At 68.9% G+C, this 10,623-nt stretch carries 12 protein-coding genes; 4 read left to right on the top strand and 8 right to left on the bottom strand.

Annotated features, from left to right (window positions below; genetic code table 11):
• Positions 1 to 4 precede the first annotated feature (4 nt).
• Together pheS and pheT are read left to right on the top strand one after the other, a co-directional pair.
• On the top strand, positions 5 to 1,051 hold the full coding sequence (gene pheS, locus Q1K70_RS00375; RefSeq protein ID WP_300154179.1) for a phenylalanine--tRNA ligase subunit alpha: 1,047 nt from the start codon (positions 5 to 7) through the stop codon (positions 1,049 to 1,051).
• A gap of 147 nt (positions 1,052 to 1,198) precedes the next feature.
• The gene (pheT, locus tag Q1K70_RS00370) at positions 1,199 to 3,604 is read left to right on the top strand and encodes a phenylalanine--tRNA ligase subunit beta (RefSeq protein WP_300154173.1); all 2,406 of its coding nucleotides are present in this window, start codon (positions 1,199 to 1,201) and stop codon (positions 3,602 to 3,604) included.
• Positions 3,605 to 3,737: 133 nt separating this feature from the next.
• Here the strand turns inward: pheT and Q1K70_RS00365 are convergent, their stop codons facing one another.
• From Q1K70_RS00365 to Q1K70_RS00340, 6 genes are all read right to left on the bottom strand, one after another.
• Complete coding sequence (locus Q1K70_RS00365) at positions 3,738 to 4,163, bottom strand: RES family NAD+ phosphorylase (RefSeq protein WP_300154168.1); 426 nt, start codon at positions 4,161 to 4,163, stop codon at positions 3,738 to 3,740.
• 43 nt (positions 4,164 to 4,206) lie between these two features.
• Positions 4,207 to 4,650 (bottom strand): MbcA/ParS/Xre antitoxin family protein, encoded by a 444-nt coding sequence (locus tag Q1K70_RS00360; RefSeq protein ID WP_300154165.1) that lies wholly within the window; start codon positions 4,648 to 4,650, stop codon positions 4,207 to 4,209.
• Between the two features lie 114 nt (positions 4,651 to 4,764).
• Complete coding sequence (locus tag Q1K70_RS00355) at positions 4,765 to 5,235, bottom strand: periplasmic heavy metal sensor (RefSeq protein ID WP_300154162.1); 471 nt, start codon at positions 5,233 to 5,235, stop codon at positions 4,765 to 4,767.
• Between the two features lie 13 nt (positions 5,236 to 5,248).
• On the bottom strand, positions 5,249 to 5,737 hold the full coding sequence (locus tag Q1K70_RS00350; protein WP_300154159.1) for a hypothetical protein: 489 nt from the start codon (positions 5,735 to 5,737) through the stop codon (positions 5,249 to 5,251).
• A gap of 22 nt (positions 5,738 to 5,759) precedes the next feature.
• Positions 5,760 to 6,320: a sigma-70 family RNA polymerase sigma factor gene (locus Q1K70_RS00345; RefSeq protein WP_300154156.1), complete on the bottom strand. Its 561-nt coding sequence runs from the start codon at positions 6,318 to 6,320 to the stop codon at positions 5,760 to 5,762.
• Between the two features lie 171 nt (positions 6,321 to 6,491).
• Positions 6,492 to 6,803, bottom strand: a complete 312-nt coding sequence (locus tag Q1K70_RS00340) for a cysteine rich repeat-containing protein (protein ID WP_300154154.1) — start codon at positions 6,801 to 6,803, stop codon at positions 6,492 to 6,494.
• A gap of 298 nt (positions 6,804 to 7,101) precedes the next feature.
• Here Q1K70_RS00340 and Q1K70_RS00335 point away from each other — a divergent pair, with 298 nt between their 5' ends.
• Positions 7,102 to 7,590, top strand: coding sequence for a Spy/CpxP family protein refolding chaperone (locus Q1K70_RS00335; RefSeq protein ID WP_300154151.1), 489 nt, complete (start codon positions 7,102 to 7,104; stop codon positions 7,588 to 7,590).
• Positions 7,591 to 7,779: 189 nt separating this feature from the next.
• Here Q1K70_RS00335 and Q1K70_RS00330 read toward each other — a convergent pair whose 3' ends face one another.
• Positions 7,780 to 8,748: an AEC family transporter gene (locus Q1K70_RS00330; RefSeq protein WP_300154149.1), complete on the bottom strand. Its 969-nt coding sequence runs from the start codon at positions 8,746 to 8,748 to the stop codon at positions 7,780 to 7,782.
• Between the two features lie 355 nt (positions 8,749 to 9,103).
• Positions 9,104 to 9,925: an alpha/beta hydrolase gene (locus Q1K70_RS00325; protein ID WP_300154146.1), complete on the bottom strand. Its 822-nt coding sequence runs from the start codon at positions 9,923 to 9,925 to the stop codon at positions 9,104 to 9,106.
• Between the two features lie 228 nt (positions 9,926 to 10,153).
• On the opposite strand from Q1K70_RS00325, the gene Q1K70_RS00320 reads away from it, so the two are divergent.
• Entirely contained in the window at positions 10,154 to 10,453 is a 300-nt protein-coding gene (locus Q1K70_RS00320; RefSeq protein ID WP_300154143.1) for a MerR family transcriptional regulator, read from the top strand.
• Positions 10,454 to 10,623: the final 170 nt, after the last annotated feature.

Here is a 10,623-nt window from a genome sequence, read left to right as displayed (position 1 = left end):
TTAAGTGGGAAACGGACCAGAGCTCGTTGCCGAGCTTGAGGGCCTGGTCGGGGCGTGCGCCGCGCGCCTCGACCAGGCCTTGACGCTTGAGGACCTCGAGGCCATCCGGGTCGAATTCCTCGGCCGCAAGGGGCGCCTCGCCGGGCTCATGGGACAGTTGCCTGGGCTCGACGCCGACGGCCGGCGCGACGCCGGCCGGGCCGCCAACACGGTCAAGCAGTCCTTGACCGGGCTCTACGACGCCAGGTTCGCGGCGCTTTCGCGCGCGGCCAGCGACGCCGCCCTGGCCGGGTTCGATCCGACCGTTCCGGGCTTGGCCCCGTTCGGCGGAAGCCTGCATCCCGTGACCCTGGTCACGGCCGAGATCTGCAAGGCTTTCGGCGAACTGGGATTCGCCATCGTCACCGGCCCGGAGATCGAGACCGATTACTACAATTTCGAGGCCCTCAACATGCCCCCCGAGCATCCGGCCCGGGACATGCAGGATACGCTCTACATCACGGACAACGTGGTGTTGCGCACCCATACTTCGCCCCTGCAGATCCGCACCATGCTGGCGCAGAAGCCGCCGGTGGCGGTGGTCGCCCCGGGCAAGGTCTACCGCCGCGACTCGGACCTCACGCACACGCCCATGTTCCACCAGATCGAAGGACTGCTCGTGGACGAGGGCGTGTCCATGGCCGACCTGCGCGGCACGCTCACGGCGTTCGTGCGGCGCATTTTCGGTCCGGCCACGAACGTGCGTTTCCGGCCGAGCTTTTTTCCGTTCACCGAACCGAGCGCCGAAGTGGACATCTCCTGCGTCCTGTGCGGCGGCAAGGGTTCGACCGCGGCCGGCACCTGCCGCGTGTGTAAGGGCACCGGGTTCGTGGAGATCCTTGGCTGCGGCATGGTCGACCCCAACGTCTTCGACGCCGTGGGCTACGATACCGAACGCTACACGGGCTTCGCCTTCGGCATGGGCGTCGAGCGCGTGACCATGCTCAAGTACGGCATCGGCGACCTGCGCATGTTTTTCGAAAACGACGTTCGGTTCTTAAGCCAGTTTTAATCAAGGGGCTCCGTCCCCAGACCCGCCCGCAACGTCGGGCCCCTTCCGCGCTGCCCCTTGGGGAGTTTTTCGGGAGGGAGGGGTCCGGGGAGGGAACCCCTTTTTGCAAAAAGGGGTTCCCTCCCCGGTCGCCGGAGGCACGTCATCATGCTGCTCAGTCTCGCCTGGCTTCGCGAATTCACGCCCTACGACGGCACGCCCGAGGCGCTGGCCGCCCGGCTCACCATGCTCGGCCTCGAAATCGAGGAGATCAAAAATCCCTTCGAGGCGATCATGGCCGTGGTCGTCGGCAGGGTGGTCACCCGGGAGGCCCATCCCGACTCCGATCACCTGTCCTGCTGCACGGTGGACGTCGGCGGTCCGGCCGCCCTGCCCATCGTATGCGGCGCGGCCAATGTCGCCGCCGGTCAGCTCGTGCCCGTGGCCACGGTCGGCGTGACGCTCCCGGGTGGACTCACCATCAAGAAAAGCAAGATTCGCGGCCAGGTCTCCGAGGGCATGATCTGCTCGGAGTCCGAACTCGGCCTGGCCGAGGGCAAAAGCGCCGGCATCATGGTCCTGCCCGAGACCTGCGTCGTGGGGCAGGCCCTGCCCGAGGCGCTTTGCCTCGACACCTGCGTGCTTGACGTCTCCATCACGCCCAACCGGGCCGACTGCCTGAGCGTCCTCGGCATCGCCCGGGAAACGGCCATGGTCTTCGACCTGCCGCTGACCCTGCCCGAGGTGGCCTACGCCGAATCCGGCCCCGACGCCGCCACGCAAGTGGCCATCGCCATCGAGGACCCGGAGCAGTGCCCGGTCTACCGGGCCAAACTGCTACAGGGCGTCAAAGTCGGCCCCTCGCCGGACCGCATCCGCTGGCGGCTTCTGGCCATCGGCCAGCGCCCCATTTCCAACATCGTCGACGCCACCAACTACGTGCTCTTCGAACTCGGTCAGCCCCTGCACGCCTTCGACCGGGCCAAGCTCGCCGGCAGCGTCGTCAAGGTGCGAAACGCGGCCGAAGGCGAGAAGATCGTCACCCTGGACGGCCAGGAGCGGCTTTTAACCGCCCGCGATTTGCTCATCTGCGACGCCGAGAAGCCGGTGGCCCTGGCCGGCGTCATGGGCGGGGCCAACAGCGAGATGGGCCAGGACAGCGCGGACGTGCTCCTCGAATGCGCCATCTTCCGCCCCGGGGCCATCCGCAAGACCGCCCGCCGCCTGTCGCTGCCGAGCGAAGCCTCCTACCGCTTCGAGCGCGGCGTGGATCAGGTCGGCTCGGTCTACGCCATGCACCGGGCCGTTTCCCTCATGCTCGAAACCGCCGGCGGCACGGCTCTGCCCGGTGAGGCCAGCGCCGAACCCAAGCCCTTTGTGCCGCGCGGCATCGGCTTCCGCCCGGCCCGGGCCTCCCTGCTCCTTGGCGAGGACATGCCCGAGGAATTTTGTCGCAAGACCCTGACGGCGCTCGGCTGCGAACTGACCGAAACCGACCCGTCCGGGGCCGTCGCCGTGACCCCGCCGTCGTTCCGGCTGGACCTGGAGCGCGAGGCCGACCTCATCGAGGAAGTGGGGCGGGTGTACGGCCTGGACCGCATCGCGCCGAAGCTGCCGCGCGTGTCCAAGTCCCTGGACGACGCCGCGCCGGAGACGGAATTCGCCTTCTGGGCGCGCCTTCGCGCTTGGTGCGTGGGCGCGGGCCTGCGCGAGGCCGTCAACTACAGCTTCGTCGGCCACGGCGACCTGGACCTTCTGTGCCTGGACGCCGCCTGCCGCGTGTCCGTGGCCAATCCGCTCTCCGAGGACCAGAACGTGATGCGGCCCATGCTGGCCCCGGGGCTGCTCGGCTCGGTGCGCCACAACATTTCCCAGGGCAACGCCAACCTGCGCCTGTTCGAAGTGGCCCGGATCTTCACCGCCGACGCCGAGGCCGAATCCTCGGCCAGGGAGGCCGGCCGCCTCGGCGTCGTCCTCCACGGGGCGCGCCATCCCGAGGGCTGGCCCTGGCCCAAGGACGAGGTCGCGGGCTACGCCGACGTCAAGGGCCTGGTCGAGGGCCTGCTGCGCCATTTCCACCTGCCCGAGGCCGAGTACGCCCGGGCCGACGAGCTGCCGTGGCTGGCCCCGCAGGTGGTGGTGACCTGTTGCGGCAAGCGCCTGGGGCTTATCGGCCAGGTAGCGCCGGAGACGGCCGACGCCTTCCACGCCAGAAGCCCCTTGTGGCTGGCGGAACTGGACATCGACGCCCTGCGCGTCCTGGTGGACGGGCTGAAGCCGGGATTTACGCCGCTGCCGGGCTTTCCGCCGGTGCGTCGCGACATCACCCTGGCCGCGCCCGAGGGCGTGACCGTGGGCGCGGTGCTTGCCGCCGTCCGCGAGGCCAAGGCCCCCATCTTCGAGGACGTGCTCCTCATCGACGCCTACACGCCCGAGGGCGCGGTCGAGCGCCGGCTGACCTTCCGCATCACCTACCGGCATCCGGAAAAGACCCTCAAGGACAAGGACGTGGACAAGGTCCACGAGTCCCTGGCCCAGGCCGTGCTGGCCAGGCTCCCCGTGACCCGGCCGTAGGCGGGCGGGGGCAACGCGGCGTTTCGGACTTCGCTGCATTCTGGCGGCGACGACCAATGGCGGGCTTGCGCGAGACCATCGCGCAAGCCCGCTGCATTTGCATGGGACGAACGGCTGGCGAGCGCCTGTCGCGCTACGGGGCTTGCTTGACGAGCCTGGCGTCGAAGGAAAAAGGCTGGGGCGCAGAGGCGGCGATGCGCGCGAAGTCCGGATGGAGCGGGTTGAGCAGGTAATTCGTCTCCAGCGCAATGACGGCGCTCGGCACGGCCAGCACGGGGCGCAAGGCCCCTCGCGCCCATTCGCTGCCGCTGCGCTTGCAGGCCGGGTGTTCCAGGTCTTGCCAGTCGGCGGGCAAGGCGGCGGCATCCACCCGGGCGACGAGGCCGGGCGCGAAATCCAGCCGGATGCAGCTGTAGTCGATTCCGCCGAGGAGGGCGTAGTCCGCCACGTGCACGAGGATTTCAAGTGCGGCCAGGGACAGGGAGGAGGCGGCGTAGACAACGGCGATTCCCTTGTCGTTCCAACGCCCGCCGTAGTCTTTCGCGCCTATTCCCGACAAGGCGTCGCGGCATACCTGGTTTTGAAGATATGCCAGCCGGTCATCAACTGAACACGCCGTGCTCGATGCGTCCCAGCACGTCCAGGACGAACGCGGCTCCTGCCTCGGTCTGGGAATAGCGCAGAGGCGACATTTCCTGAAAGACCGCCTTGGGCTTGGAAAGCCATTTCCGCGCCGTCTCCTGGCTGCCGAACACTTCCGTGGCGCGGTGTATGATTTCGCTGATGCGGAGGATGTCGTCCATCCCGGCCGGATTTTCCTCGATGATGATATAGTTGCCGGCTTGCAGCTTCAGATGCGTCTCACTGGCGGCGATCACATGCGACTGGGCGAGAAGACGCCGGGTCTTGGAGACGATGCCGGGCGGCGTTGCCTTGATGCCTTCGACAGCCGTGAAGCAGCCGGTGGCGGCATCCCGCTTGACGCACCACGAACGCCTCCCTTGGCTGGAGGGGAGGCCCTTTTCCGGCTTCGGATAGAGAGGCATCTGCGTATCTCCTTGCGTCAGCCATAAATATGCGCATGGGATGTGTCAAGGAAGGCGACCCGCGACGGCCGACTCGCCGATTATTGATCCCCGGTCGGCCCAGGCGGGAGCGCCCTACGGCGCCGGAATGCCGAACCGGCGCTGCCAGTGCTCGGCCACGAGCTTGGCGCGGCCTTCGGGGGAGACCTGGGCCAGGGCCTCGACCAGGGTGCCGGCGAACGCGCCGGCGAAGCCGTCCCAGGCCGTCTTCCAGTCGCGAAGCGCGGTCGCCATGCCTTCCTTGCTGTACGGATCGGCGGTGATCTCCCGCAAGAGCTGCGTGCGCGCCGCGGCGAGCCGCTTGCGCGCTTCCTTGAATTTGGGCTCGTCGCGCGAGAGGACCGCCTTGAAGGCTGCGGCTTCCGGCGGCGCCAGGGTGGCCTCGACCCGGGCCAGCAGGCGTGCTTCCATGGTTTTGCCGCGAGGATGGTCGGCGTACCGGGAATAGAGATGCCCGCCGATGACGGCCACGAGGAAGAGATTGAGGAGAATGGAGCAGGGCAGGGCGAAACGCCGCCAGCCGCCGTTTTCCGGTCGTTCGAGCATCGTGTCGTCCTCGTCACTCCGCAAGCAGGCTCGGCGGCGTGGGTTCGAGCAGGGTGAGCAGGGCGTCCGGCGCGGGCGACGTCGTGGTCAGCGCGCCGAGCAGCAGCCCGGCCATGACCGCGCAGCAGCCGGCCGTGGCCAGGCCGGCCAGTCGCGTGCGGAAGGGCAGAGCCCAGCCGCCGGATGCGGAGAGCAAAAGCAGTTCGACCAGCCGCCGGGGAAGCGTCGTTTGGGGCGGCGCGGCGGCGACGCGGGCGGCGACGCCGGCGCGCAGCCGCGACAGGGCCGCCTCGCGGCCGCCGGCCGGGCGTAGCGCCTCGGCTTCGACCGCACCGGCGGCGCGGATGGCCGCGTCCAGGCCGCGTTCGGCCTCGAGCGCCGCGCGCGCCGCCGCCGAGGCCGCCAGAAGCGCCTGCGCCGCCCCCCGGACATCCTCCGGCCAGCGTGCCGGGTCCGCGCCGTAGCAGCCTAAAAGCTCCTCGAATCGTGACAAGGGCATCATGGGTCCGCCTCCTTGGCGCGCCTTACGGCCGTAGCCGCTCCCGTAAAAACGCCCGGCCGCGCGCCAGCAGCCGCTCCACGGCCTTGGCCGACACGCCGAGGGCTTGCCCCGCCTCGGCCCCGGACAGGCCTTCGTCGTACACCAGGGTCATGGCCGCCCGCTGCCGCACCGGCAGCGCCGCCAGGGCTTGGGCCAGGGCCAGGCGGCCTTCGTCGGCTTCCAGACTCTCCTGGATGCCGGCGGCCGGGTCGGCCGGGTCGAAATCCTCGGGCAGCGGCTCGGTGCGGCCACGCCGCCGCTGGTCGATGCACAGGTTCACCACGATCCGGTACAGCCAGGTGGTGAAGCGGCCGCGACGGGGATCGTATTTCCCGGCCTGGCCCCAGGCGCGCACCATGGCTTCCTGCACCACGTCCTCGGCGGCGGCGGCGTCCTGCAAAAGCCGCGTCGCCACGCGCAAGGCGAAGGCCCCGTGGCGCACGACCAGGGCGTCGAAGGCGCGCCTGTCGCCGTCGCCCGACCAGGCGGCCAGGGCCTCGTCGGCCGCGTCCGCGTAGTCCCGGGGGGCGGGCGCGTTGCGCACCCCCCCGTCGGCCGGGCGGAAGAGGGAAAATCGCCATCCGGCGCAAGGCCAGGTTCTTTCCAAGGTGCGCGACCCCATGGGCGATTGCCGTGTTCCCTTCGCCGCCCCGCCGGTCCCGACCGGCGGGGCGGAAGCCTCTTGCGTCCTGTGTCCCGGGACGGTCGGGCTGGCCTACTGGCCGGCCGGAGCCGGCCTGGCCGCCTTGGCCGCGTCCAGGGCCTGGCGGCAGGCCGGCGAGAGCTTGTCGGCGTTCTGCTTGAGGCAGGCCACGATGCGGCCGCCGCCCGGCTGCACGCCCTGGCACAGGGTCTTGTAGTCGCTTTTGCAGGCCGTCTTGATGGCCTGGGCACCCTCCCCGGCCGGCTGCTGGGCCTTCGCCTGGACGGCGTAGCCAAGCAAAAGCGCCGCCGCCAGGATGGCCGCCGTGCCCAGGCGCTTTCGCGCCCGGGGAGCGCTTTCGGGATGTACGGAAAAAAACTGCATCGGCATGTTCCTCATCAGGTCTTTTCGCGCCGCCTGGGCGCGGGGTCAATGGGTCCGGGCGGGCGTCCCGCGCGGCCCGTGCCGCGCGCCGCCCTTGTCTGCTGGTACGCGGCCGGCGGCGAAATCCCCCGCGCCCGCCTCGCCGGGGGCGCTTGGACGCGGACTCCCCTGGCGGGGGGAGGGGGCTGGTCGTGCGTACCATGCCCAGGACCGACCGTCGCGGCATGGCGGCGGCGCGGCCCGGGCGGACCGCAATGACGCGGCCGCCGAAACCAACCCCAACCAGTGAGGAAGACCGATGAAACTCCGTCTGACCGCCGTCGCGGCGCTGTGCATGATGCTGGCCCTTTCGGGCGCGGCCTTGGCCAAGGGAGCGGAGGACGCCGCCCAGGCGGGCCATAACCGGGGCCTCGTGCGCATGCTCGAAAGCCTGGACCTGACGCCCGTGCAGAAGCACGAGGTGGCGCGCATCCTCAAAAACGGCCGGGAGCAGACCAAGCCCCTGCGCGAGGCGATGAAAACGGCCTTCGCCAAGCTGCGCGAGGTCATGGACAAGACCCCCGGCGACGAGGCCGCCGTGCGCGGGGCGGCCAAGGCCATGGCCGACGCCGGCGTGGAGCTGGCCGTGGCGCGCGGCAAGGTCAAGGCCGCCGTGGACGCCGTGCTGACCCCGGAACAGCGGGCCAAGCGCGAGGCGCTTAAGGCCGAGTTCAAGGAGAAGTTCAAGGAGCGCAAGGAACAGCGCGTCCACGAGCTCGACGCCTGGATCGAGCAGAACCAGTCCTAGCACGCGAGCCCCCCTTGGAAGATGCGGCCGCATTTTTCAAGGGAAGCCGTTCCGTTGACATGTAGTCCTCTTGAAAGGCAGGCGCTTTTTCGAGGACGCGACATTGGCGAGGCTTTTGGGGAACGGCCCCGGTCCGGACGCGATGCCGGGCCGGGGCCGTTTCGCTTGCGCCGGCGCGCCGGCCGGCGGTCACAACAGGCCATGCGTCCGCAGCAGGCCGGCCAGCACGGTCAGGCTGGCGAGGTTGAGCACGTTGGTCGTCACGGCGATCATGGCCACTTCCTCGGGGACCTGGCCGTAGATCTCGGCGATGACGTAGCTGACCAGGGCCGTGGCCGTGCCCGAGACGATGACCCCGACGGCCAGCCACGTGCCGGTCACGCCGAAAAGATCCAGCAGCGCCCAGGCCAGCGCGGGGTTGACCACCAGCTTGAGGAAGGCGGCTCCGGCGAGGCGCGTGAGGCGCATGGGGCGGTCGCCGGAAAAGGCGACGCGAATCTTTTCCCGCAGATCGAGGCCCAGGGCCAGGAGCATGCACGGCGCGGTGGTCCCGCCCACCATGGCCGCCGCCCGGTCCAGCGGTCCCCACAGCCCGAGGCCCGTGCAGCCCAGGGCCAGGCCCACGAAGGTGCCGCACATGAGGGGATTGAGCAAGACGGCCCTGGCCAGGCGCGGAAAGGCCCCCTTGGAGCATTTGGCGGAAGGCCGCATGTATTCGAGCTGCACCTGGCAGGGGATGCTGACCACGTTGGGGCTGATGACGGCCAGTCCGGCTACGACCAGGGCCTCCTCGTTGCCGGGCATGAGGCTCATGACCACGGGCAGGCCCATGAAGGCGGCGTTGCAGCAGCTGCCCGACAGGGCGATGGCCGCGGCCGGGCCGTGGCCGCGCCGGCCCAGGAAGAATTCCCCGCAGTAGCCGATGCTGTAGATGACGATCTGGCTGGCCAGGAGGGCGACCCAGAACCGGCCGTGGCCGATGGCTTCCGGCGAGGCCCCGGCCAGGAGGTGGATCATGAGGATGGGCAGGGCGGCGTAGAGGACGTAGTTGCCGATGATCGAGCCCGTTTGCCGGGGCAGCACGCCGCCGACGTCCAGGGCCACGCCCAGGGCGATGACGAGGAAGACGGGCAGGATGAGGTACAGGGAGAGCAGCATGGCCAGACCGGGGTTGGATGTCGCCGGAAGCGTCCGCGAAGGGCGAAAGCGTCCCTTCCGGACAAAAATTCAATAATATTGGCCTGCGGACCGGCTGTCCAGGGCTATTCCCCGGTCCCGGGCCTGGCCGGCGGTTTCGGCCGTGTCGGAAACGGCGCGGGCATTCCCCTGCCGCCGTGCCGCCAGGGGCGCGCCGAAAGGCCCCGACGCGGGCGCGCCGGGGCCTGGTGTTGCGTTCCCTATAAAATACGTCAGTATTTTTTAAGAAAATACAAATCCATAAGTATTTTGTCCCCAGAAAAAGCCTACGCTTCTTTCGAGGACATGACGCTCGGCCGCAAGTCGGCGGGCCCGGCTAGCCTTTGAGGAAGGCGAGCAGGTCCGCGTTGACCTTGTCTTTTTCCGTGGTGCAGATGCCGTGGGCGCCGCCGGGGTATTCCTTGAGCACGGCGTTTTTCACCAGCTTGACGGCGGCCCGGGCCGAGGCGTCGATGGGCACGATCTGGTCGTCGTCGCCGTGCAGGAACAGCGTCGGCACGTCGATCTTTTTCAGGTCCTCGGTCAGGTCCGTTTCCGAGAAGGCCTTGATGCAGAAGTAGGCGGCCGGAAAGCCGGCCAGCATGCCCTGCCGCCAGAAGGCCTCGCGCACCCCCTCGGACGTCTTGGCCCCGGGGCGGTTGTAGCCGTAGAAGGGCAGGGTCAGGTCCTTGAAGAACTGGGAGCGGTCCTTCCTGACCCCTTCCCGGATGCCGTCGAAGACCTCCATGGGCAGCCCGCCCGGGTTGGCCGGGGTCTTGAGCATGAGCGGCGGAATCGCGCCGATGAGCACGACCCCGCCCACGCGCGCCGAGCCGTGCCGGCCGATGTAGCGCACCACCTCGCCGCCTCCCGTGGAATGGCCCACGTGCACGGCGTCTTTCAGGTCCAGGGCCTTGGTCAGTTCGGCCAGGTCGTCGGCGTAGGCGTCCAGGTCGTTGCCGTGCCAGGGCTGGCTGGAGCGGCCGTGTCCCCGGCGGTCGTGGGCGATGACGCGGTATCCCTTGGAGGCCAGGAAGAACATCTGGTCCTCGAAGGCCTCGGCCGAAAGCGGCCAGCCGTGGCTGAAGACCACGGGGCGTCCCGCGCCCCAGTCATTGTAATACAGCTTCGTGCCGTCCTTGGTCGTGAGTTTCGCCATGATCGTCCTCCTGCGGAGCACGTCTGATCCCTTGGCGGGGACCGGCGTTTCATGCGGTTGTCGGTTCCCGCGCCGCATCTTGCGTCGCGGCGGCGGGGCCGGGCCGGAAAAGGTTTCCGACTCGTATTCAGGTAGACGCCTCCGAGGGGTTTGTAAAGGCGTGGAGGCGAAGGTTTCGGCCGCACCAGGACTTGACCGGGGCCGGGGCTTGGCGCATGAACCCAGGGGATGCTGCAAAGGACCTACAAGATCGGCGAAGTCGCCAGTCTCATGGGGCTCAAACCCTCGGTGCTGCGTTTCTGGGAGACGGAATTTCCCCAGCTCGCTCCCGTGCGCACGAAAAAAGGGCAGCGCCTCTACACCGACGAACACCTCGAGCGCATCGCCCGCATCAAGGCCCTGCTCTACGAAGAGAAGCTCACCATCGACGGCGCGCGCCGCCGCCTGGCCGGAGCCGGAGACGAGCGGCCGCTGCTGCGGCGGATCCATGACGAACTGACCGCCATCCGGAAGATGCTGGACGCCTGACGGCGTCCTTTCGCTTTGCCTGGCGCATTATATTTCCGAATTGTCATGTCTCCCGCTCCCCCGGCCATTTTTCAGGAAGGGGCGTGGCCTCCCAAAATGTCGATTCCCGCGCACGCCTTTCGCAACAGGGGGAGACGGTCGGCGGCCCGGTCCGGATGACGGCCGGGTGA

Origin of the sequence: Solidesulfovibrio sp., from assembly GCF_029978005.1 — a bacterium.
GTDB lineage: Bacteria > Desulfobacterota > Desulfovibrionia > Desulfovibrionales > Desulfovibrionaceae > Solidesulfovibrio.
The sequence above is the reverse complement of the archived record's forward strand: the minus strand, read 5'-3'. Positions and strand labels throughout refer to the sequence as shown.